Consider the following 22,304-nt stretch of genomic DNA (forward strand, 5'->3'; position numbering starts at 1 on the left):
CGTCCTAGTCCATCGTCGGGATGACGAAGTGGTCGGCGTTCTCCTTCAGGCCGGAGAACCAGCGCTGCGTGACGGTCTTGGTCTTGGTGTAGAAGCGGATCGAGTCCGGGCCGTGCTGGTTGAGATCGCCGAAGCCGGACCGCTTCCAGCCGCCGAAGGTGTGGTACGCGATCGGCACCGGGATCGGCACGTTCACGCCGACCATGCCGACGTTGACGCGGTTGGTGAAGTCGCGGGCGGTGTCGCCGTCGCGGGTGAAGATGGCCACGCCGTTGCCGTACTCGTGCTCCGAGGGCAGCCGCAGGGCCTCCTCGTAGTCGTGCGCGCGGACGACGATCACGACGGGACCGAAGATCTCCTCGCGGTAGATCTTCATCTCCGCGGTGACGTTGTCGAACAGGGTGGCGCCGGAGAAGAAGCCGTTCTCGTGGCCCTCGAGCACGAAGTCGCGCCCGTCGACGACGAGCTCTGCGCCCTCGTCGATGCCGGACTGGATGTAGTCGTGCACCCGCTGGCGAGCCTCGGCGGTGACGAGCGGGCCGAAGTCGGCGTTCGGGTCGTCGCTGCGGCCGACCTTCAGCTCGGCGACGCGTTCCTTCAGCTTGGCGACGAGAGCCTCGGCGGCCTCCTCGCCGACGGGCACCGCGACGGAGATGGCCATGCAGCGCTCACCGGCGGAGCCGTAGCCGGCGCCGACGAGGGCGTCGGCCACCTGGTCCATGTCGGCGTCGGGCATGACGATCGCGTGGTTCTTGGCGCCGCCGAAGCACTGGGCGCGCTTGCCGTGGGCGGCGGCGGTCTCGTAGATGTACTGGGCGATCGGCGTGGAGCCGACGAAGCCGACGGCCTTGACGCGCTCGTCGGTCAGCAGCACGTCGACGACGGTCTTGTCGCCGTTGACGACGTTGAACACGCCGGCGGGCAGCCCGGCCTCGATGAACAGCTCCGCCAGGCGCAGCGGCACCGACGGGTCGCGCTCGGAAGGCTTGAGCACGAACGCGTTTCCGCACGCGATGGCCGGTCCGGCCTTCCACAGCGGGATCATCGCGGGGAAGTTGAACGGGGTGATGCCGGCGACGACGCCGAGCGGCTGGCGCATCGAGTAGACGTCGATGCCGGTGCCGGCGGAGTCGGTGAACTCGCCCTTGAGCAGGTGCGGGATGCCGGTGGCGAACTCGATCACCTCGAGGCCGCGCTGGATGTCGCCCTTGGCGTCGGCGACGGTCTTGCCGTGCTCGGAGGACAGCAGCCGCGCGAGGTTGTCCATGTCGTCCTGCACGAGCTGCAGGAACTTCATCAGCACGCGGGCGCGCTTCTGCGGGTTGAACGCGGCCCATTCCTTCTGAGCCTCGACGGCGTTCGCGATGGCGGCCTCTGCCTCGGCGACGTCGGCGAGCGGAACCCGGGCCTGCACCTCGCCGGTGTTGGGGTCGAAGACGTCGGCGAACCGGTCGGAGGCACCGGGGATGTGCTTGCCCCCGACGAAGTGGGTGAGTTCTCGAACGCTCATGTCCGGATCCGTCCTAACTGGTCGAATTCTCGTGTTTCGGTGGGATGATCGGGGGCAGCGGACGACACCCCCGGCAATGTGTGCTCATCCTATAGTTGGAAGTCCATGTATGTCCATAGGCGGCTGCGCCGCCGGTGCGTCCTTCGGGTCGCTCCAGCCGCCCAAAGGACGCACCGGCCGAGGAGCGGCCTATCGCAGCCGCCGGTACATCTCTTCCAGGTCGGCGGCACCGCGGATGACCACCGACTCGTCGGTGCCGCCGGCCCGCAGGACCCGCCGCAACAGCATCGGATCGAGATCGTCCAGCGCGGGCCGGTACGGCTCGGCCGGCAGATCCGGCAACCGGATCGCGTCCCCGTAGAAGTCCTCGTCGTCGGTCTCGGCGGCGTCCACCCCGCCGATCAATGCGTTCAGGTCGACCCCGCGCAGGGTGAGCACCGCCAGCGGCTGCTCGTCGATGTGCTCGGCCAGCAGGTACCCGACCGCCGCCGCGTGTTTGCACGGCCACCCGTCGTCCGGGCACGTGCAGTCGAAGTCCAGTTCACCGGCGCGCCGCGGCAGCAGCAGCGGACCCAGTTCCTCCGGCAGCGCACCACCCGCGAGCCGGACCAACATGCCCGGAGCCGACCGCACCCGGTCGATCAGCTCCGTGACCGCATCCTCGTCGAGCGTGCGGATCGAGACCGTCGAGGTGAACGGGCGCAGCTGACTGCCCTGCACCTCCCCCACCGCCACGCCGGGCTCGAGCCGCATCGAGACCACCTGTCCCGACCGGGCGTAGGTCCGGCCCCGCGCCAGCCGGCCCTTGTCGGCGACCTGCTCCATCGCCGAGACCAGCTCCTTCGACCACCAGGTGCGTCCGATCGACCCGCGCTTCGTCCGCGCCTCGATGCCGCCGACGACCCGCCGGCGCTTGCCGTAACGGTCGAACCCGCCGGCCGGGCTCACTCGCCCACCGCCTCGTCGCCCAGGGACAGCAGCGAGTGCAGCTGCTCGGTGGACAGCTCGGTGATCCAGTTCTCGCCCGCTCCCACCGCAAGCTCCGCCAATTCCTGTTTCCCCGCGATCATTTCGTCGATCCGTTCCTCCAGCGTGCCGACGCACACGAGCTTGCGGACCTGCACGTCGCGGCGCTGGCCGATGCGGAACGCCCGGTCGGTGGCCTGGTTCTCCACCGCCGGATTCCACCAACGATCCAGGTGCACCACGTGATTCGCGGCCGTCAGGTTCAGGCCCGTGCCGCCGGCCTTGAGCGAGAGCAGCATCATCGGCGGGCCGCCGTCGCCCTGGAACGCGGCGACCATCGCGTCGCGCCGGCCCTTGGACACCCCGCCGTGCAGAAACGGCACCGTGGTGTCGAACCGCTCGGCGAGATACGGGGCGATCAGCTCACCGAACTCCCGGAACTGGGTGAACAGCAGCGCCTTCTCGCCGTCGGCGAGGATCGACTCGACGATGTCCTCCACCAGCCCGAGCTTGCCCGAACGGTGCCGGCCCCGCCGCAGCACCCCGGAGCCGTCGCCCAGGTAGTGCGCGGGGTGATTGCACACCTGCTTGAGCCGGGTCAGCGCGGCGAGCACCGCGCCCTTGCGGGCCATGCCCTCCTTGTCCCGGATCTGCCGCATCATCTCGTCGACCACCGCCCGGTACAGCGCCGCCTGCTCGGCGGTCAGGTTGGCCCGCACCGTCTGCTCGAACTTCTCCGGCAGGTCCGAGATCACCGACGGATCGGTCTTGACGCGGCGAAGCACGAACGGCGACGTCAACGCCCGCAGCCGCGCGGCGGCGGCCGCGTCGCGCTCCCGCTCGATCGGGACGGCGAACCGGGCCCGGAACGTCGACGGCGAACCCAGCAGGCGGGGATTGGCGAAGTCGAGGATCGATCGCAGTTCCTCGAGCCGGTTCTCCACGGGGGTGCCGGTGAGCGCGACGCGGTGCCGCGCGGGGATCGCCCGCGTCGCGCGGGACTGCGCGGTCGCGGCGTTCTTCACGTGCTGGGCCTCGTCGAGCACCACCCGGCCCCAGCGCAGCGACCTCAACGGCGCCACGTCACGCGCGACGAGCGCGTACGTCGTGATCACCAGGTCGCTGTCGGCGACCGCCGCGGCCAGCGCGGCGTCGCGCAACCGCGCCGGGCCGTGGTGGACGTGCACGCGCAGGCCCGGGACGAACCGCTGGGCCTCGCGCTGCCAGTTGCCCACCACCGACATCGGGCACACCAGCAACGTCGGGGGCACGTCGTCGCCGCCCGCCCGTTCGTGGGCGAGCAGCGCGAGCACCTGCACGGTCTTGCCGAGGCCCATGTCGTCGGCCAGCACCGCGCCCAGCCCGAGGCCGCTCATGAACGCCAGCCACTCCAGGCCGCGCTGCTGGTACGGACGCAAGGTCGCGTGCAGGCCGGGTGGGGGCGACACCGGTTCGGGCCGGACCTGCCCGTCGAGCAGGGTCGCCACCCAGCCGGTCGCGGCGACGTCGGTGACCTCCACCGGTGGCGGCTCGTCGCCGGTGAACCGGCCGAACAACGTCGCCAGCGTCGCGTCCGTCGCGCCCTGGCCGGCGACGTAGCGGGCGGCCCGCGCGAGCGCGATCGGATCCGCCTGCACCCACTTGCCGCGCAGCTTGACCAGGTCGCTGTTGGCCGCGATCAGCCGTTCCATCTCGGCGGGGGTGAGCAGCATGTCGCCCACGGCAAGCTGCCACTCGAACGAGACGAGCGCGTTCATGCCGACGGTGTCGTCCTCGGCGGCGACGGGTGCGACCGGCGAGGACACCTGCAGCCGCAGCGACGGCTCGAGCCGCGCCCACGCGCGCGGCAGCAGCAACGCGACGCCGGCCTCACCCAGCGCACGGCCACCGTGCTCCACGAGGTCGGTCACGACCCCCGTCGGCAGCAGCAGGTCCAGGCTGTCCGGGTCGCGCGGCACGTCCTGCAGCCGCGGATACGCCTTCAGGGCGGCGCCGAGCTTGCGGATCCCGATCTGCAGCAGCTGCGCGTCGGAGCCGTCCACCGGCACCGGCACCGGCGCCTGCCCCTCCGACCGCAGGCACACCTCGAGCCGCCACAGCGTGTCGGCGCCGATGCCGTCCTCCTCGTCGTCCGGTTCGACGAGCCGCAGCACCAGGTCGGGCTCGTTTCCGGCGAGCGAGGCCCGCCATTCGTCCAGCGCCTCGGCCATGCGCTGGGAGCCGCTGTGGTGCGGCTGCCCCTCGGCCAGGGCGGCGATCAGCGGATGCAGCGAGGTACCCACGTTGCCGATCAACGCCCGGGTGATCGGATCGGTGAGCTCGGTGGCGAGGTCGTCGAGGAGCGCCGCGGGCCGGCCGGCCTGCCGCTGCACCGGCGGCATCGCGGCGGACAGCTCGGCCGTCCAGGCCCGGATCCGGTCGCCGCCGAGCAGGCGCCACCGGGCCCACCACTGCCCGTCGGCGCGGTGCAGTTCCGGGGCCACCCGCCCGGCCTGCGCCCAGCGCTCGATGCCGCGGGCGACGTGGGCGAGGTAGCGCAGGTCCCCGGCCACCCCCTCGGCGTGCCGCGGCAGCGCCAGCAGCAGCTCCGCGGCGTCGGGCGGCGCGACCGCCACCGCGGGGATCCGCCGCGGAGCGTCGTCGCCGGGCAGACGCAGCTCGACGCGGTGCCGGAACGGCCGGTCGATCCATCGTCGCAGTACAGCGGGTGTGTCGTCGGGCGGGTCGTCGCCGTCGCGCCACAGCATCAGGCCCGCTCCCGGTGACCACAGCCCGTGCAGCATGCCCACCATGGTGCCAGCCGCGACCGACACCGTCGTGACGGGCTGGGGCGCACGCCCGCCGTCGTGGCGGGTGGGCCCGCGCGGGACGGTCGTGCCGAGCGTGCGCCGAGCGCCGGTGACGATCGGCCCTGGATCGGGCTCGCTCCCCGGAGGACACTGGGCTGCAGGTGCACCCACCAGGAGACTGCGATGTCGATCATGATCCAGGTCCTCGAACAGGCCTACAGCGCCCACACCCCTTGGGAGCAGGTCAAGTACGCGTTCGTCGACTCCGAGCACATCACCACGATGCGGCTCGACGGCCAGTGCGGCGTGTGGCTCGACGGGACGAAACACGGTGAGTCCCACCGGCTCGCCGCCACCGCCACCGCGGAGCAGGCGGTGTTCTTCCTGCTGACCGTGTTCGACCGGATCGCCGAGTGCAGGCAGCACGGGGGGTCGTGGATCGTCGGGCACGACGGCCGCACCATCGAGTCCATCCACGCGACGCGGTTTCCGCTGACGACCGACGGCTGAGCGGGCACCGGCGCCGCCGCTGTCGGTGCGGTCGGTGAGAATGTCCGCGTGCGAGGGGGCGCAGCGTTCTGGGGGCTGGTGGTGGCGGTCGCGATCGCCGTGTCGTGGGGTTGGGACCGGATCGAGTCGAACGCACCACCGGCACCGGGCAGCCCCGGCCGCGGCGAGCTCGAACAGTTGCTGGCGCGGGCGGCGGTGGTGCCGCACCGGCCGCAGGTGCCGGGGTACGAGCGGGGGTGCGGACCGGGCGAGGGGTGCGTGTTCGGGGAGGCGTGGTCCGACGACCATCCGGGACCAGGCGGCCGCGACGGGTGCGACACCCGCAACAACGTGCTCGCCCGCGATCTGCGCGACGTGGCGTTCCGGCCCGGCACCGGCGACTGTGTCGTCCTGTCGGGCACGCTGACCGACCCGTACACCGGGGCGCGGCTCGAATTCCGTCGCGCCGAGGGCCGGGCCGTCCAGATCGACCACATCTACCCCCTGGCGGCGGCGTGGGACCTCGGGGCGGCGGCCTGGCCGGCCGAACGGCGCCGGCAGTTCGCCAACGACGTCGCCTACAACCTGATCGCGGTGGACGGCCCGGCGAACGAGGACAAGCGCGATCACACCCCGGCCGAGTGGCTGCCGCCGGCGGCGGCGTATCGCTGCTGGTTCGCGGGCAAGTACCTGTCGGTGGCGGTGCGCTACGGGCTGCCGATCACGGTGGCCGACCGGCGGGCGCTGGCGTCGACGATCTCCGCGTGCCGAGCCCGTCGTCGCGGCGACCGCCCGCTCGTCGGTCGGACCCATCCACGAATTGCCCGCGCGGACGCCCGGTGGTCGCGCGGCTGCCGTCCTCCGGCGCCGTGCCCCGCATCCGGGCACAGGGAACTAGCGTGGCACTCATGGTTTCGCGCATCACCAAGGACACCCGCCTGTGCATCTCGCTGTCGGGCCGCCCGAGCAACATCGGCACCCGCTTCCACAACTACCTCTACGACGAACTCGGCCTGGACTTCGTGTACAAGGCGTTCACGACGACCGACCTGCCGGCGGCGGTGGCCGGGATCCGCGGCCTCGGCATCCGCGGGTGCGGGGTGTCGATGCCGTTCAAGGAAGCGGTCATTCCCCTGATCGACGAGCTGCACGACTCGGCGCGGGCCATCGAGTCGGTGAACACCGTCGTCAACGAGAACGGGGTGCTGCACGCCTACAACACCGACTACCAGGCGGTGGTGGATCTGCTGCGCGAGCACGAGGTCGACCCCGCGTTGCCGGCCGCCGTCGCCGGCAGCGGCGGGATGGCCAAGGCCGTGGTGGCGGCCCTGCGCGACAGCGGGTTCGCGAACGTGTCGGTGATCGCCCGCAACGAGAAGACCGGTCGCCCGCTCGCGCAGCAGTACGGGTTCGACTGGCGGCCCGAGCTCGGCGAGCTCGCTCCGGGCCTGCTCGTCAACGCCACGCCGATCGGGATGGCGGGCGGGCCGGAATACGGGCAGCTGCCGTTCCCCGAAGCCGCGGTGGGCGCGGCGACGACGGTGTTCGACGTGGTGGCGATGCCCCCGCAGACGCCGCTGATCCGCGCGGCCCAGGAGCGGGGACTGCCCGTGATCACCGGCGCCGAGGTCATCGCCCTGCAGGCGGCGCAGCAGTTCGCGCTGTACACCGGCGTGACTCCGACGCCCGAGCAGGTGCGCCGCGCGTCGGAGTTCTCCCGATCCGCGGCCTGAGCCCCGGCATTCACGCCCCGGTGGCGATCTCCCGGGCCGGGTCCCGGCACCACTGCGACCACGACCCCGGGAACAGGGCTGCGTCGATCCCGGCGAGGGCGAGCGCCGCAATCTGATGGGTCGCGGTCACCCCGGATCCGCAGTAGACGGCGACGGGACCGTCCCCGCACACGGTCGCGAAGCGGTCGGCGAGTTCCTCGGCGGTCCGGAACGTGCCGTCCTCGCGGAGGTTGTCCGTGGCGGGGGCGCTGACCGCGCCGGGGATGTGGCCGGCGCGCGGATCGACGGGCTCCTCGTCGCCCCGGTACCGCGCCGCGGCCCGCGCATCGAGCAGGGTTCCCCGCGAAGGGAACTCGGCCGCCTCGTCGATGCCGACGGTGGACATCCGGCCGCCGCGCAGGGTCACCGATCCCGGCTTCACGGCCTCCCCCGGCCCGGCCGCGAGGCCATGTCCCGCCGCCGTCCACAGCGACAGCCCGCCGTCGAGCAGGCGCACGTCCCGAAGGCCCGCCCAGCGCAGCAGCCACCAGGCCCGGGCGGCGGCGAGGCCCCCGGTGTCGTCGTAGACGGCGACGGTGTCGCCGTCGTCGATCCCCCACCGTCGCGCGTGGTCCTGCAGCCGCACCACGTCCGGCAGGGGGTGACGGCCTCGCTCGGGCGAGCCCGGATCGGCGAGCTCGGTCTCGAGGTCGACGTACACCGCTCCGGGGATGTGACCCTCGTGGTAGCGGTCCTCGCCGTTCGGGTCGTCGAGCGACCAGCGCACGTCCAGCAGAACCGGCGGCCTGCCCACCTCGACGAGATCGGCCAGTTCGCGCACGGTCATCAGCACGGGATTCGCAACCATGGCTCCGATCCTGGCACGCCCGCGCGGTGGGCGCCGCGCGACACGGGAGGTGCGGCGGCGTCCACTGCGGCAGAATGCCGCCCGTGTCAGATGCTCCCGCGCCCACCCGTCCCGCCCCGCTCACCCAGCCGATCGGGGCGGGCATCGTCACGGCCCTCGTCGGATTCACCAGTTCGTTCGCGGTGGTGCTGACGGGACTGCGGGCGGTCGGGGCGTCGCCGTCGGAGGCGGCGTCCGGTCTGCTGGCGCTCTGTGTGACGCAGGGGCTCGGCATCCTGTGGCTGGCGCGGCGGTACCGCACACCGATCACCCTCGCGTGGTCCACGCCCGGCGCCGCGCTGCTCGCCGGCACCGGCGTGGTGGCGGGCGGATGGCCGGCCGCGGTGGGCGCGTTCGTCGTCGTGGGCGCCGCGATCGTCCTGACGGGGCTGTGGCCGCGGCTCGGCGCCCTGATCGCGGCGATCCCGACGCCACTGGCGCAGGCCATGCTCGCCGGGGTGCTCGTCCCGCTCTGCCTCGCCCCGGTCGAGGGGGTGATGTCCTCGCCCGCCTCGATCCTGCCCGTGGTGGCGACGTGGCTCGTGCTGCAGCGGCTGCGGCCGCGCTGGGCGGTGCCGGGGGCGTTCGCGACGGCCGCGGTGGTCGTGGCAATCCACCTGTCGCGCTCGGGAACCCGGCCCGCGGCGCGGGATCTGCTGCCCTCGATCGATCTCACGGCTCCGGCGTGGACGTGGCAGGCGCTGCTCGGCATCGCCGTGCCCCTGTACATCGTGACGATGGCGTCGCAGAACATCCCGGGCACCGCAGTGCTCGACTCGTTCGGTTACGCCACGCCGTGGCGGGCGGCGATGACGGTCACGGGCCTCGGCACCGTCGTGGGCGCGCCGGCCGGTGGGCACGCGATCAACCTCGCGGCGATCAGTGCGGCGCTGGCGGCGGCGCCCGAGGCGGACCCGGATCCGGCACGCCGGTGGGTGGCGGCGTGGTCTGCGGGCTGGTCGTATCTCGCGCTGGCCCTGTGCTCGACCGGGCTCGCGACGGTCGTGGCGATGGCACCGGACGGGGTGGTCGAGGCGGTGGCCGGATTGGCCCTGCTCGCGACGCTCGGCGGGGCCCTGGCCTCGGCTCTGCGCGACGCGCCGGAGCGCGAAGCAGCGGTCGTGACGTTCCTGGTCGCGGCGTCCGGATCGACCCTGTTCGGTATCGGATCGGCATTCTGGGCGTTGATGGTCGGACTTGCCGTCCGCGTGGGACTATCGTCAGCACGGTGACGAACCGCCAGCCGACGACGCCCGCCGCCGACCCACCCGTTCCCGCCCGGTTCCCGGTCCTCTGGCCGATGCAGACCCGGTGGGCGGACAACGACCACTACGGCCACGTCAACAACGTCACCTACTACTCGTACTTCGACTCCGCGGTCAACGGATGGCTGATGGCCACGACCGGGGTCGACATCCGGGAGCTGGACGCGATCGGCGTGGTCGCAGAGACGTCGTGCCGGTATCTGGCGGAGCTGTCGTTCCCGGACCGGCTGCGCGTCGGCCTGGCGGTGGAGCGGCTGGGAACCCGCAGTGTCACCTATTCGCTGGCCATCTTCCGGGAGGACGGCGAAGGCGGGCTGCAGCCGGCGGCGACCGGGCGTTTCGTGCACGTGTACGTCGACGCCCGCACGCGACGTCCCGTGGCGATCCCCAAGGAGATCAAGAAGGCGGTCGCCCAGCTGGTGACGCCCCCGGCGGAATAGCTCCCGACCACCAAGCATCCGCTTGGCATTGTATTCATCTACCGGATTACACTCCGGGGCATCCGCACGTCCCCGAGAGAGAGCGATCCCAAGATGCGCGATGCTGTCATCGTCGAAGCCGTTCGTACCCCCATCGGCAAGCGGGGCGGCGGCCTGTCCGGCGTCCACGCCGTCGAGCTGTCCGCCCACGTCCTGCGCACCATCGCCGAACGCACCGGCATCGACCCGGCGCTCGTCGACGACGTGCACTGGGGCACCGTGCAATCCGTCGGCATGCAGTCGGGCAACATCGGCCGCATGGCCGTGCTCGGCGCGGGCTGGCCGGAATCGGTGCCCGGCTTCACCATCGACCGGCAGTGCGGCTCGTCGCAGCAGGCCGTCTCGACGGCGGCCGCGGCGGTGATCTCCGGCCAGGCCGATCTCGTCGTCGCCGGCGGCGTCGAGATCATGTCGGCGATCCCGCTGGGTTCCTCCGCCCCCGAGGGCACCGGGCAGATGGGCGGTCCGGCCCGCGAGCGGTACGCCGACGAGCTCACCGCGCCCGGCTTCCACGGCCGCTTCAACCAGGGCGTGGGCGCCGAGATCATCGCCGAGCAGTGGGGCATCTCCCGCACCGAGCTCGACGAGTACTCCGTCCGGTCGCACGAGCGGGCCGCCCGCGCGCAGGACGAGGGGTTGTTCACGGACGAGATCGCGCCGTACACCCTGGCGGACGGCACCGTGATCGCCGCGGACGAGGGCATCCGGCGCGGCTCCACCGTCGAGAAGCTCGCGGGCCTGAAGGCCCCGTTCCGGGAGAACGGAGTGGTCACCGCCGGCAACGCGTCCCAGATCTCCGACGGCGCCTCCGGGCTGCTGATCACCACCTCGGAGAAGGCGAAGGCGCTGGGCCTGACCCCGCTCGCGCGCGTGCACACCGCCGTGGTCACCGGCGACGATCCGGTCAAGATGCTCACCGGCCCCATCCCGGCCACCGCCCTGGCGCTGAAGCGGTCGGGACTGTCGCTCGACGACATCGACGCGTTCGAGGTCAACGAGGCCTTCGCCTCGGTACCGCTGTCGTGGCAACGCGAGACGGGCGCGCCGCTCGAGAAGCTGAACCCCCTCGGCGGTGCCATCGCGCTCGGCCACCCCCTCGGCGCCTCGGGCGGTCGCCTGGCCGCGACGTTGATCCACCACCTGCGCCGCACGGGTGGCCGCTACGGCCTGCAGACGATGTGCGAGGGCGGCGGCACCGCCAACGCCACGATCTACGAGATCCTCTAGTCCGCGGTGGTGCCTTCCGGGACCCGGTCCCGGAAGGCACGCCTCATCGCTGCGCCAGCCGCTCGAGCAGCGGCGTCGTGCGCGGACCCACCAGTTCGCGCATCACCAGCGCCATGTTGGTGCGCTCGACGCCGGGGATCTCGAGGATCTGCCCGGCCAGCCGGTAGAGATCCTCGGCGTCGCGCGCGACCACCTTCACCGACAGGTCCGTCTGCCCCGTCATGCCGTACACCTCGGTCACCTCCGGGATCTGTGCCAGGGCCGCGACGACCGAATCGAGCCGGTGCTGATCGACCCGGGTGGCGACGAACGCCGCCAGCGGATAGCCGAGAGCCCGCGGATCCACCCGCCGCTCGAACGACCCGAGGACCCCCTCCGCATCCCATCGCGCGAGCCGCGCCTGCACCGTGTTCCGGGACAACCCCAGACGCTGGGACAGCTCCACCCCGGTCGCCCGCGGGGTCCGCGCAAGCTCGAGCAGCAGCCGGGCGTCGGTGGCATCGAGACTGGTCATATTTCGCAGTATGACAGCGTCGGGCACCCCGAAACCGTGCTTCCTGCACAATTGCGCATCGGCCGATTGCGCACCTGCACCCCGCGTGGATCATGTGAGGTACAACACAGGTCCGCCGGCCCGCCTCACGAGGGCGACCGGTCCCGCCATAGCGAGGTGGTGCACGGTGGTCGACAAGATTGCCTATCCGGTCCAGCTGATCCAGCCCGACGGACGACGGGTCTACAACCCCGAGTACTCCGCGCTCGTCGCCGACGTCGGACCCGACGAACTCCGCGCCCTCTACCGCGACATGGTCGTCGTCCGCCGCCTCGACGCCGAGGCCACCGCGCTGCAGCGGCAGGGCGAACTCGGACTGTGGGCGCCCCTGCTCGGCCAGGAGGCCGCCCAGGTCGGCTCCGCGCACGCCCTCCACCGCGACGACTACGTGTTCACCAGCTACCGCGAGCACGGGGTGGCCTGGTGCCGCGGCGTCGACCCCGCCGACATGACCCGGCTGTGGCGCGGGTGCGCCCACTCCGGCTGGGATCCGGCCACGGTCAATATGACCAATCCCGCCATCGTCGTCGGCTCCCAGGGCCTGCACGCCACCGGATACGCGATGGGCGCCCACTTCGACGGCGCCGAGATCGCCACCGTCGTCTACTTCGGCGACGGGGCGACCAGCCAGGGCGACATCGCCGAGGCCCTCGGCTTCGCCGTCGCGTGGGGCGTCGGCGTGGTCTTCTTCTGCCAGAACAACCACTGGGCGATCAGCCACCCGGTCCGGTCGCAGAGTCCCGTCCCGATCGCGCAGCGCGCCGCCGGCTACGGGATGCCGGCCGTGCAGGTCGACGGCAACGACGCGCTCGCGGTGCTCGCCGTCACCCGCCGGGCCACCCGGCATGCGCGGGAGGGCAGCGGCCCGTCGTTCGTCGAGGCCATCACCTACCGGATGGGCCCGCACACCACCTCCGACGACCCCACCCGCTACCGCACCCCCGCCGAGACCGAACTGTGGAAGGCCCGGGACCCGATCGACCGGCTCCACCGGCTGCTCCGGCGGGAAGGACACGCCGGCGACGAGTTCTTCGACGAGGTCGGCGCCGCCGCCGACGAGGCCGCGGCCCGGCTGCGCGCCGGCACCCTCGGTGCCCCGAACCCCGAGCCGCTGAGCATGTTCGACCACGTCTACGCCACCGACCATCCGATGATCGCCGAGGAACGAACCCGCTACCGCGACTACCTCGCCGATTTCGAGAACGCGACCCACGAGGAGGCGCTGTCATGACCACCACCACGCTGGCCCTCGGGGCCGCCCTCGGCGCCGGGCTGCGCCGGGCCCTCGAACACGACCGCAAGGTGGTGATCATGGGCGAGGACGTCGGCCGGCTCGGCGGGGTCTTCCGGGTCACCGACACGTTGCAGAAGGACTTCGGCGACAACCGCGTCATCGACACGCCCCTCGCCGAATCCGGGATCGTGGGAACGGCTTTCGGCATGGCCCTGCGCGGCTACCGGCCGGTGTGCGAGATCCAGTTCGACGGCTTCGTCTACCCCGCGTTCGACCAGATCGTCTCGCAGGTCGCCAAGATCCACTACCGCACCGCCGGGAGGGTCACCGCCCCCCTGACCATCCGCATCCCCTACGGCGGCGGGATCGGTGCGGTGGAGCACCATTCGGAGTCACCCGAGGCGTACTTCACGCACACCGCCGGACTGCGGGTCGTCAGCCCGAGCCATCCGGCCGACGCCTACACGATGATCCAGCAGGCCATCGCGCTCGACGACCCGGTGATCTTCCTCGAGCCGAAACGCCGGTACTGGGACCGCGGCGAGGTCGACCTCGACGCCGAGCCCGACCTCCCGCTCGACAAGGCCCGCGTCGCCCGGCCCGGAACGGACGTCACCGTCGTGACGTTCGGGTCGATGGTGGCCACCGCGCTGCACGCCGCACAGATCGCCGACACCGAGGGGCACTCGGTCGAGGTGATCGACCTCCGGTCCCTCTCGCCCATCGACTTCGACACCGTCGAGGCGTCGGTCCGGCGCACCGGACGGCTCGTCGTGGTGCAGGAGGCTCCGCTGTTCTGCGGCATCGGCGCCGAGATCGCCGCCCAGCTCGCGGAGCGCTGCTTCTACCAGCTCGAGGCGCCGGTGCTGCGGGTCGGCGGCTTCGACATCCCCTATCCCCCGGCGAAACTCGAGGCGTACCACCTGCCCGACCCGGACCGGATCCTCGACGCCGTCGACCGCAGCCTCGCGGCGTGAGGAGCCGGACATGGAACCGGGCATGAGCGAACACGGCATCGTGGTGACCGAACACAGCGAGGTGTTCCGGCTGCCGGACCTCGGGGAGGGCCTGACCGAGGCGGAACTGGTGTCGTGGTCCGTCGCCGTCGGCGACCGGGTCGAGCTCAACCAGGTGATCGCCGAGGTCGAGACCGCCAAGGCAACGGTGGAACTGCCCTCCCCGTACGCGGGAACGGTCGCCGAACTGCTCGCCGAGCCGGGCGCCGGCGTGCCCGTCGGGGCGCCACTGATCCGCATCGCGGTGCCGGTCGCGGCGGGCACCGCGCCGGCCCCGACCGGTGGCGGGGACTCACCCGTGCAGGTGCTCGTCGGCTACGGGCCGGGCGTCGCGCCGGTGAGCCGGCGCGCGGCCCGCGCCGCAGCGGCGGCACCGGCCCCGGCGCAGGCACCCCCACCGCCCGGGGAGCGGCACCGCCCCGACGCGAAACCGTCGGCACGCCGCGAGGCCCGGCTCCTCGGCGTGGATCTCACCGAGGTGACGGGTACCGGCACGGGCGGGGCGATCACCGTCCCGGACGTCCGACGCGCCGCGGAGGAACGCGGACCCGCTACGGCGGCAACAGGATCGGATCGCGAGACCCGGACCCCGATCCACGGGATCCGCAGACGTACCGCCGCCGCGGTGGCGCGCAGCGCCTTCACCGCCCCACACGTGACCGTGTTCCTCACCTGCGACGTCACCGCCACGGTCGACCTCGTCGCCCGGTTGCGCAGCGCGGCCGCCTTCGAGGGCCGTCACCCGACGCTGCTCACCGTGGTGGCCAAGGCGCTGCTGCGGACGCTCGAGCACCAGCCCGTCCTCAACGCGGCCTGGGACGAGGAGCACCAGGAGATCGTCACCCGCCACTACGTCAACCTGGGCATCGCGACCGCCACCGACTCGGGCCTGATGGTGCCGGTGATCCGCGACGCCGACCGCATGTCGCTGCCGGACCTCGCCGGCGCCATCGCCCACGCCGCGGAGACCGCCCGCTCCGGCCGGGCCACCCCGGCCGACCTGACCGGCGGCACGGTCTCGATCACCAACATCGGCGTGTTCGGCGTCGACACCGGCACCCCCATCCTCAATCCCGGGGAGACGGCGATCCTCGCGCTCGGTGCCGTCACCCCGCGACCGTGGGTGGTCGACGGCGAACTCGCCGTCCGGCAGGTGACGACGCTGTCGCTGTCGTTCGACCATCGTCTCGTCGACGGCGAGCAGGCAGCGCGGGCGCTGGCCGAGATCGGGGCGATCCTCACCGACCCGGTGCCGGAACTGCTCGCCGGTATCTGACGGGCGGTAGCGTCGGGACACGTGACCGCTCAGGATCTTCGCCGCGCCCGCGCGGCCGTGTTCGCCACCTTCGGCGTCAACGGGTTCCTGCTCGCGATGTGGGTGGTGCACATCCCCGCGATCGAGGAGCGCGTCGGCATCGACCACGCCACGCTGGGTTCTCTGCTGCTGGTCCTCGCGGCCGGGGCGATCGCCGGAATGCAGGCCACCGGTCCGCTCGCCGACCGGTTCGGCAGCGACCGCACCACCGTCGCCGCGGCGGTCCTGCTGGCGGTGGCGACCCTCGGCCCCGGCCTGGCCGGCGCGGCGTGGCAGCTGGGCGTGGCGCTCGCGGTGTTCGGGTTCGCGAACGGCGCCCTGGACGTGTCGATGAACTCGCAGGCCGTGGCGGTCGAGCAACGCTACCGGCGGCCGATCATGGCCGCGTTCCACGGCCTGTTCTCGGTCGGCGGGGTCGCCGGGTCGCTGGTCGGGGCGGCCGCCCTGGCGACGGGGCTCGCCCCGGCCGTCGCCCTCGGCGGCGCCGGCCTCGTCGGCGCGCTCGTCGTCGCGGTCTCGGCGCCGCACCTCGTGCGGGTGCCCCGGGTCGAGTACCCGCGCGAGCCCGGCCCGCGCGGCGGATACTCCCGCCGGGTGCTGCTGCTCGGCGGGCTCGCGTTCATGCTGATGCTCAGCGAGGGCGTCGCCAACGACTGGAGCGCCCTGCAGGTCAAGGAACACCTGGGCAGCCCGGATGCGGTCGCGGCGCTGGCCTTCGGCGCGTTCTCCACGACGATGACGCTCGGCCGCTTCGTGGCGGACCGCGTCAGCGCCCGCATCGGCGCCGTGGCCGTGGTCCGGTACGGCACGCTGCTGGCGGGGGCCGGGATGGGCACGGTCGTCGCCTCCCCGTGGCTGCCCACGACGCTCGCCGGATGGGCGCTGTTCGGGCTGGGCCTGTCCGGCGCCGTGCCGCAGATCTTCAGCGCAGCCGGGAACATCGACGCCGGCGCCCCGGGCCGCAACATGTCCCGTGTCGTCGGCATGGGATACATCGGGTTCCTGGCGGGGCCCGCCACCATCGGCTGGCTCTCGGAGGCGACGTCGCTCACCGCGGCGATGACGGTGCCGTTGGCATGTGTGCTCGCCGCCGCAGCCCTCGCCGGCTCCGTCGGTGAGCGGACCCGTCGCACGCTGGCGCGCGTGGACGGCCGCTAGCGCGGGAGGACGGTCAGGACCCGCACGACGTGGTCGCGGAACTCGCGCATGTAGTTGCGGAGGAAGTCCTCGGTGCCCGAGTTGTGGACGGTGCCGTCGTCCCCGAAGACCTCGGGCGTGTAATGGATGTACGCCTCGGGCGACGTCATCTGCCGCGCGTTGCAGAAGCTCAGCACGGCGCGCAGGCTCTGCTGGCCCACGGCGGTGCCGATCGCGCCGATGGAGGCGCCGATCACGGCGGCCGGGATGTGATCGAACGAGTTCTGCCCCCACGGGCGCGACGCCCAGTCGATGGCGTTCTTCAGCGCCCCGGGAATCGACCGGTTGTACTCGGGTGAGACGAACAGCACCGCATCCACAGCGGCGATCGCGTCCTTGAGCGCGGCCCCCTCCGGCGGGTAGTTCGCGTCGTAGTCGGGGCTGTAGAGCGGCAGGTCCCGGATGGCGATCTCGACGAATTCGAGGTCGTGCGGGGCGAGCCGGATCAACGCCTTCGCGAGGATACGGTTGATCGAGGTGGACGACAGGCTGCCGACGAAGTAGCCGACCCTGTACGTCCTCTCGGTCCCTGGGTGCTCGGTCCCTGAGTGCTCGGTCCCTGGGTGCTCGGTCACGGGACGCATCCTTTCCGTCGGTGCCACGGGCCGGGGCACAGCCCGCCTGCCACCTCCGACGGTCGCACACGAGCGGGGCGCCCGCACGGTGTTCCGTGCGGACGCCCCGGTTCGTCGAACTCCCTACAGCGCCTTGAGTTCCTCGGTGACCTCGGAGACCATCTTCTTCGCGTCGCCGAAGAGCATGGAGGTGTGGTCGGCGGTGAACAGCGGGTTGTCGATGCCGGCGTAGCCGGAGCTCATCGAGCGCTTGAGCACGATGACCGACTTGGACTGGTCGACGTTGAGGATGGGCATGCCGTAGATCGGGCTGGACGAATCCTGCCGGGCGGCGGGGTTGGTGACGTCGTTGGCGCCGATGACGACGGTGACGTCGGTGCGGGAGAACTCGCCGTTGATGTCGTCCATCTCCTTGAGCGCCTCGTACGGCACCTCGGCCTCGGCGAGCAGGACGTTCATGTGCCCGGGCATCCGGCCGGCGACCGGGTGGATGGCGTACTTGACCTCCACGCCCTTCTCCTCGAGCAGCGCCGCCATCTCCTTGACCGCGTGCTGCGCCTGCGCCACCGCCAGCCCGTACCCGGGCACCACGATGACCTGGTTGGCGTAGGCCATCTGGACCGCGGCATCGGAGGCGGAGGTCGCCTTGACGGTGCCGCCGGCCCCGCCGGCGGCCGCACCGGCACCGCCGTCGCCGCCGAACGAGCCGAACACGATCGCCGGGATGGACCGGTTCATCGCCTTGGCCATCAGGTTGGTCAGGATCGAACCCGACGCACCAACGATCATGCCGGCGACGATCATCGCCTGGTTGTTCAGCGCCAGGCCGGCCGCCGCGGCCGACAGGCCGGTCAGGGCGTTGAGCAGCGAGATGACCACCGGCATGTCGGCGCCGCCGATCGGCAGCACCACGAACAGGCCCATCAGCCCGGCCACGACGAGCAGCGCGACGATCCACACCGCCGAGGTCGGATCGTTCGCCGGGTCGGCCGCGAGTCCGATGTACACGGCGAGCGCGATCGCCGCGAGCGCGAGCACGATGTTCGCCAACTGGAAGGCCTTGGCCGCGCCGACGAGGCGGCGCTCGAGGTTCTTGTTCAGCAGCTCCTGCAGCTTGGCGAACGCCACCAGCGAACCCCAGAACGACACCGATCCGATGATCGCGGCGAACAGCGAGCCGACCACCACGGGCACCGTCGGTTCCTCGGCGAGGGTGGTGAAGCCGTCCGAGTCGAGGAACTCCGCCCACGCGATCAGCGCGACGGTGCCGCCACCGACGCCGTTGAACAGCGCCACCAGCTGCGGCATCGCCGTCATCTTCGTGCGCAGCGCCGGCGGGACGCCCAGGACGACGCCGACGACCAGGCCGGCGACGATCCAGCTCCAGTTGTCGGTGTCGCGGATGTCGATCAGCACGGCGAGCACCGCCACGGCCATGCCGACCGCGGCGATGTAGTTGCCGCGGACCGCGGTCTTCGGGCCGGTCAGGCCCATCAGACCGTAGATGAACATCGCGAACGCGACGATGTACAGGACGGAGACGAGGTAGCTCATTTCGCGTCGGCTCCCTTCTGCTCCGCCGGGGCGGCCGACACCGGCACCCGCTTCTTGGGCTTGAACATCGCGAGCATGCGGTCGGTGACGACGAAGCCACCGACGACGTTCAGCGTGCCGAACACCAACGCGACGAACAGGATGACCTTGATGCTCCACGGCGCGCCGGCCGGCAGGTGGCCGAAGACCACCAGCGCACCGAGCACCACGATGCCGTGGATGGCGTTGGTGCCCGACATCAGCGGGGTGTGCAAGGTGTTGGGCACCTTCGAGATCACGGCGAAGCCCACGAACCCGGCCAGGACCAGGATCGCGATGTTCGCCAACAGTTCGGTATACATCTAGACGTTCTCCTTCGAGCGGGTCACGCACGCGCCGTCGAGGATCTCGTCCGAGAAGTCCGGCGCCAGGGCACCGGACTCGTCGAGCATCAGCTCGAGCAGGGCCACGACGTTCTTCGAATACAGCTGCGAGGCGTGCTCAGGCATGGTCGCGGGCAGATTCAGCGGCGAGCAGATGGTCACGCCGTGCTTGACCACCGTGCGTCCGGGTTCGGTCAGCTCGCAGTTGCCGCCGGTCTCGCCGGCCAGATCCACCACCACCGAGCCGGGCTTCATGCCCTCCACGGCGGCGGCGGTCACCAGCCGCGGCGCGGGCCGGCCCGGCACCAGCGCGGTGGTGATCACCACGTCGAAGCCCTTGATGGCCTCCTCGAGCGCCGCCTGCTGCTGCGCACGCTCGTCGGCGGTGAGTTCGCGGGCGTAGCCGCCCTCACCGGCGGCGTCGATGCCCAGATCGAGCCACTGCGCACCGACCGACCGCACCTGGTCGGCGACCTCCGGACGCACGTCGTAGCCGGTGGCGCGCCCGCCCAGGCGCTTGGCCGTGGCCAGCGCCTGCAACCCGGCCACCCCCACACCGAGCACCAGCACCGTCGCCGGCTTGACCGTGCCCGCGGCGGTGGTGAGCATCGGGAAGAACCGCGTCGACTCCGACGCGGCGACCAGCACCGACTTGTACCCGGCGACGTTCGCCTGCGACGACAGCGCGTCCATCACCTGCGCCCGGGAGATCCGCGGGATCGACTCGACGGCGAACGCCTGCACCCCGGCCGCGGCCAGCGCCCCGATCTGGTTCTGCGCGTTGCGCGGGGCGAGGAACCCGATCAGCGCCTGCCCCGACCGCATCCGGGCGACCTCCGCATCCGACGGCGGCGCCACCTTGAGCACCACATCCGCCGACCACGCATCCCCGATCCGCGCACCGGCCTCGACGTAGGCCTCGTCCGGGATCAGCGCACCGAGCCCGGCCCCGGACTCGACGACCACGTCGAGCCCCTTCTTGATCAACGACGGGACGATCATCGGCACCAGCGCGACCCGCCGCTCGCCGTCGTTGGTTTCCCGAACGACGCCGACGGTGGGTCGCGCTGTCACCGCACGTCCCGTACCCATATCCTCGGTTTCCAAAGTTTTCGACTCCTGCGTTGAATCGGCACCTCACCGCGATGAGCGGCGGGTCATGTGCGACGAGCGGCCGACTCGGGCCGTGCACGATGGGCGATGAGCCTAGTCAGACGTACCCCGCCCCCGACAGCGGCGCAACCGCTGGGTTTCGTCTGAATCGAGTCCGAACAGTCGAACGATGCCAGAATGTGAGGTAGTTCACTTCACAATTCTGCCGTATCCGCGGTGAGGGAGGAGGGGCGAGTCCATGGCACGTCGCAGCGTCGTCGTCGAGCGCGTGTACGACCATCCGGGAGACGAGGAGGCGTTCCGGGTGTTCGTCGACCGGCTGTGGCCGCGGGGGCTGCGCAAGGACGCGTTCCATCACGACGACTGGGCCAAGGACCTGGCGCCGTCGACCGGGCTGCGCAAGTGGTACTCGCACGACGCCTCGCAGTTCGCCGAGTTCCGCGACCGGTACCTCGCCGAACTGGACGGCCCGGACGCGCGTGCAGCCCTGGCGCGCCTCGACGACTTGGCCGACGGCCGGTCCGTCGTCCTGCTCACCGCCACCCGGGACCTCGAGCACAGTGGCGCCGCCGTCCTCGCGGAGCGGATGCGGGGTGCGCGGTGAACGACGTGCCCGCCGCCGGCGGCGACCCCGTGTGCTGGATGCACCGGGTCTGCCCCGACTGCGGCTTCTTCCTCGAGGAACCGGAGGCCCCGTGCCCACGGTGCGGCGCCGTCCTCCGGCACGACGAGGAGAGTACGGACGAGTCCGGCCCCGGCCCCCTACCCTGACCCGATGCCCACTCCCCCCGCGCGGATCCTCGATCTGGCCCGGCCCGCACGACGGGTCGCCGTGCTCACGGGCGCCGGAATGTCCGCCGAAAGCGGCGTGCCGACGTTCCGCGACGCGCAGACCGGCCTGTGGGAGCACTTCGACCCGGCCGATCTGGCGACACCGGAGGCGTGGGACCGCGATCCCGCGTCGGTGTGGGCCTGGTACCAGTGGCGCGTGGCCCTGGTCCGACGAGTGCAGCCGAACGCCGGGCATCGGGCGCTGGCCCGCTGGGGGCGCACCGTGGACCTGTCGATCGTCACGCAGAACGTCGACGACCTGCACGAGCGGGCCGGCAGCCCCGTGCTCTCGCATCTGCACGGCAGCCTGTTCTCGCCGCGGTGCGCCGAGTGCGGCACCCCCGCCGACCTGCCCGAGGCCCCCACCGAGCCGGTCGCCCGTCTCGATCCACCGGCCTGCGGCGCGTGCGGCGGCGACGTGCGGCCCGGGGTGGTGTGGTTCGGCGAGCCGCTGCCGGCCGGACCGTGGGAGGCGGCCACCGCCTCCGTGCTGACCGCCGACGTGGTGTTCGTGGTCGGCACGTCGGGGATCGTCTATCCGGCCGCCGGCCTGCCCTCGCTGGCCCGCCGGCACGGTATCCCCGTCGTCGAGGTCAACCCCGAGCAGACCGACCTGTCCGACCGGGTGGACGAGGTGTGGCGCACCACCGCCGCGGTGGGCCTGCCGCAACTCGTCGCAGCGGTCGCCGCGGAGCAGACGCCCCGCCTACAGTGAGCGGGTGAGCTCCTGTGTGTTCTGCGCCATAGTCCGCGGCGACGCTCCCGCCGTGCGGGTGTACGAGGACGACGACGTGGTGGCCTTCCTCGACATCCGGCCGATCGCCCGCGGGCACACGCTGGTGGTGCCGCGGGTCCACGCGCCCCGGCTCGACGACCTCGATCCCGAGCACGGCGCCGCGCTGTTCCGGGCCGGGCAGCGCATCGCCCGGGGCGTGCAACGCTCGGATTTCGCCGCGGACGGCGCCAACCTGGTGTTCAACGACGGCCGGTCCGCCTTCCAGACCGTCTTCCACGCGCATCTGCACGTGCTGCCGCGGTGGCGCGGCGACAAGCTGCGCCTCGCGGCGGGACTGCTGCGGCGCCGGCCCCACGACCCGGAGGCCACCGGTGCGGCGATCCGCGCCGGCCTGGCCCGTCTCGAAGCGGAGGACGCACTGTGACACACGGAAAGACACACGGAAACACCACGACCGGCGGCACCACCGGGCCG

General features: G+C 72.0%; 22 protein-coding genes and 1 pseudogene. 14 read left to right on the top strand and 9 right to left on the bottom strand.

What is annotated here, in order from left to right:
• Positions 1-4: 4 nt before the first annotated feature.
• The 3 genes from JYA75_RS21830 to JYA75_RS21840 all read right to left on the bottom strand — a co-directional run bounded on the left by JYA75_RS21830 (position 5) and on the right by JYA75_RS21840 (position 5,259).
• The gene (locus JYA75_RS21830) at positions 5-1,510 is read right to left on the bottom strand and encodes a CoA-acylating methylmalonate-semialdehyde dehydrogenase (protein WP_006940176.1); all 1,506 of its coding nucleotides are present in this window, start codon (positions 1,508-1,510) and stop codon (positions 5-7) included.
• A 189-nt stretch (positions 1,511-1,699) separates the two neighbouring features.
• Positions 1,700-2,458, bottom strand: coding sequence for an SWIM zinc finger family protein (locus JYA75_RS21835; RefSeq protein WP_185713564.1), 759 nt, complete (start codon positions 2,456-2,458; stop codon positions 1,700-1,702).
• Positions 2,455-5,259: a DEAD/DEAH box helicase gene (locus tag JYA75_RS21840; protein WP_029542896.1), complete on the bottom strand. Its 2,805-nt coding sequence runs from the start codon at positions 5,257-5,259 to the stop codon at positions 2,455-2,457. Before JYA75_RS21840 ends, JYA75_RS21835 begins: the two co-directional genes overlap by 4 nt.
• Before the next feature lie 189 nt (positions 5,260-5,448).
• Between JYA75_RS21840 and JYA75_RS21845 the strand changes: the two genes are divergently transcribed.
• From JYA75_RS21845 to JYA75_RS21855, 3 genes and pseudogenes are all read left to right on the top strand, one after another.
• The gene (locus JYA75_RS21845) at positions 5,449-5,775 is read left to right on the top strand and encodes a hypothetical protein (RefSeq protein WP_006940172.1); all 327 of its coding nucleotides are present in this window, start codon (positions 5,449-5,451) and stop codon (positions 5,773-5,775) included.
• An 81-nt stretch (positions 5,776-5,856) separates the two neighbouring features.
• Positions 5,857-6,507: pseudogene (locus JYA75_RS21850) on the top strand (HNH endonuclease family protein); the annotation flags it as partial.
• Positions 6,508-6,662: 155 nt separating this feature from the next.
• Positions 6,663-7,487: a shikimate 5-dehydrogenase gene (locus JYA75_RS21855; protein ID WP_050036332.1), complete on the top strand. Its 825-nt coding sequence runs from the start codon at positions 6,663-6,665 to the stop codon at positions 7,485-7,487.
• Between the two features lie 10 nt (positions 7,488-7,497).
• On the opposite strand, the gene JYA75_RS21860 is transcribed toward JYA75_RS21855, so the two are convergent.
• The gene (locus JYA75_RS21860) at positions 7,498-8,334 is read right to left on the bottom strand and encodes a sulfurtransferase (protein ID WP_029542891.1); all 837 of its coding nucleotides are present in this window, start codon (positions 8,332-8,334) and stop codon (positions 7,498-7,500) included.
• Between the two features lie 74 nt (positions 8,335-8,408).
• Between JYA75_RS21860 and JYA75_RS21865 the strand changes: the two genes are divergently transcribed.
• The 3 genes from JYA75_RS21865 to JYA75_RS21875 all read left to right on the top strand — a co-directional run bounded on the left by JYA75_RS21865 (position 8,409) and on the right by JYA75_RS21875 (position 11,344).
• Positions 8,409-9,605, top strand: coding sequence for a benzoate/H(+) symporter BenE family transporter (locus JYA75_RS21865; RefSeq protein ID WP_006940162.1), 1,197 nt, complete (start codon positions 8,409-8,411; stop codon positions 9,603-9,605).
• A complete protein-coding gene (locus JYA75_RS21870; RefSeq protein WP_006940160.1) occupies positions 9,602-10,078 on the top strand; it encodes a thioesterase family protein in 477 nt (158 codons plus the stop codon). The genes JYA75_RS21865 and JYA75_RS21870 overlap by 4 nt, the downstream gene beginning before the upstream one ends.
• 93 nt (positions 10,079-10,171) lie before the next feature.
• On the top strand, positions 10,172-11,344 hold the full coding sequence (locus tag JYA75_RS21875; RefSeq protein ID WP_029542887.1) for a thiolase family protein: 1,173 nt from the start codon (positions 10,172-10,174) through the stop codon (positions 11,342-11,344).
• A gap of 43 nt (positions 11,345-11,387) precedes the next feature.
• Here the strand turns inward: JYA75_RS21875 and JYA75_RS21880 are convergent, their stop codons facing one another.
• The gene (locus JYA75_RS21880) at positions 11,388-11,858 is read right to left on the bottom strand and encodes an Lrp/AsnC family transcriptional regulator (RefSeq protein ID WP_006940156.1); all 471 of its coding nucleotides are present in this window, start codon (positions 11,856-11,858) and stop codon (positions 11,388-11,390) included.
• A 166-nt stretch (positions 11,859-12,024) separates the two neighbouring features.
• Here JYA75_RS21880 and pdhA point away from each other — a divergent pair, with 166 nt between their 5' ends.
• From pdhA to JYA75_RS21900, 4 genes are read left to right on the top strand one after another with little or no spacing between them, the layout of a single operon-like run.
• The gene (gene pdhA / locus JYA75_RS21885; RefSeq protein ID WP_006940155.1) at positions 12,025-13,128 is read left to right on the top strand and encodes a pyruvate dehydrogenase (acetyl-transferring) E1 component subunit alpha; all 1,104 of its coding nucleotides are present in this window, start codon (positions 12,025-12,027) and stop codon (positions 13,126-13,128) included.
• Entirely contained in the window at positions 13,125-14,108 is a 984-nt protein-coding gene (locus JYA75_RS21890; protein ID WP_006940154.1) for an alpha-ketoacid dehydrogenase subunit beta, read from the top strand. The genes pdhA and JYA75_RS21890 overlap by 4 nt, the downstream gene beginning before the upstream one ends.
• A gap of 22 nt (positions 14,109-14,130) precedes the next feature.
• Complete coding sequence (locus tag JYA75_RS21895; protein ID WP_239010476.1) at positions 14,131-15,423, top strand: dihydrolipoamide acetyltransferase family protein; 1,293 nt, start codon at positions 14,131-14,133, stop codon at positions 15,421-15,423.
• A 21-nt stretch (positions 15,424-15,444) separates the two neighbouring features.
• Positions 15,445-16,620, top strand: a complete 1,176-nt coding sequence (locus JYA75_RS21900) for an MFS transporter (protein ID WP_185713567.1) — start codon at positions 15,445-15,447, stop codon at positions 16,618-16,620.
• On the opposite strand, the gene JYA75_RS21905 is transcribed toward JYA75_RS21900, so the two are convergent.
• The 4 genes from JYA75_RS21905 to JYA75_RS21920 form a co-directional block, all read right to left on the bottom strand.
• Positions 16,617-17,234 carry an NADPH-dependent FMN reductase gene (locus JYA75_RS21905; RefSeq protein WP_029542881.1) on the bottom strand — a complete coding sequence of 206 codons (618 nt, stop codon included), beginning with the start codon at positions 17,232-17,234 and terminating at the stop codon, positions 16,617-16,619. The genes JYA75_RS21900 and JYA75_RS21905 overlap by 4 nt on opposite strands.
• A 123-nt stretch (positions 17,235-17,357) precedes the next feature.
• Positions 17,358-18,788 carry an NAD(P)(+) transhydrogenase (Re/Si-specific) subunit beta gene (locus JYA75_RS21910; RefSeq protein ID WP_050035005.1) on the bottom strand — a complete coding sequence of 477 codons (1,431 nt, stop codon included), beginning with the start codon at positions 18,786-18,788 and terminating at the stop codon, positions 17,358-17,360.
• The gene (locus JYA75_RS21915; RefSeq protein ID WP_006940142.1) at positions 18,785-19,129 is read right to left on the bottom strand and encodes an NAD(P) transhydrogenase subunit alpha; all 345 of its coding nucleotides are present in this window, start codon (positions 19,127-19,129) and stop codon (positions 18,785-18,787) included. Before JYA75_RS21915 ends, JYA75_RS21910 begins: the two co-directional genes overlap by 4 nt.
• On the bottom strand, positions 19,130-20,242 hold the full coding sequence (locus JYA75_RS21920) for a Re/Si-specific NAD(P)(+) transhydrogenase subunit alpha (RefSeq protein WP_043797226.1): 1,113 nt from the start codon (positions 20,240-20,242) through the stop codon (positions 19,130-19,132).
• A 259-nt stretch (positions 20,243-20,501) separates the two neighbouring features.
• Here JYA75_RS21920 and JYA75_RS21925 point away from each other — a divergent pair, with 259 nt between their 5' ends.
• The 4 genes from JYA75_RS21925 to JYA75_RS21940 are packed head-to-tail and all read left to right on the top strand — an operon-like array spanning position 20,502 to position 22,254.
• Positions 20,502-20,867, top strand: a complete 366-nt coding sequence (locus tag JYA75_RS21925) for a DUF488 family protein (protein WP_006940140.1) — start codon at positions 20,502-20,504, stop codon at positions 20,865-20,867.
• Positions 20,864-21,034: a hypothetical protein gene (locus tag JYA75_RS21930; RefSeq protein ID WP_164528083.1), complete on the top strand. Its 171-nt coding sequence runs from the start codon at positions 20,864-20,866 to the stop codon at positions 21,032-21,034. The genes JYA75_RS21925 and JYA75_RS21930 overlap by 4 nt, the downstream gene beginning before the upstream one ends.
• Positions 21,035-21,038: 4 nt before the next feature.
• On the top strand, positions 21,039-21,809 hold the full coding sequence (locus tag JYA75_RS21935; protein ID WP_051445986.1) for an NAD-dependent deacylase: 771 nt from the start codon (positions 21,039-21,041) through the stop codon (positions 21,807-21,809).
• A gap of 4 nt (positions 21,810-21,813) precedes the next feature.
• A complete protein-coding gene (locus JYA75_RS21940) occupies positions 21,814-22,254 on the top strand; it encodes an HIT family protein (protein ID WP_029542872.1) in 441 nt (146 codons plus the stop codon).
• Positions 22,255-22,304: the final 50 nt, after the last annotated feature.

The organism is Rhodococcus sp. PSBB066, from assembly GCF_017068255.1.
In the GTDB taxonomy this organism is placed as follows: Bacteria; Actinomycetota; Actinomycetes; order Mycobacteriales; family Mycobacteriaceae; genus Rhodococcus; species Rhodococcus aetherivorans.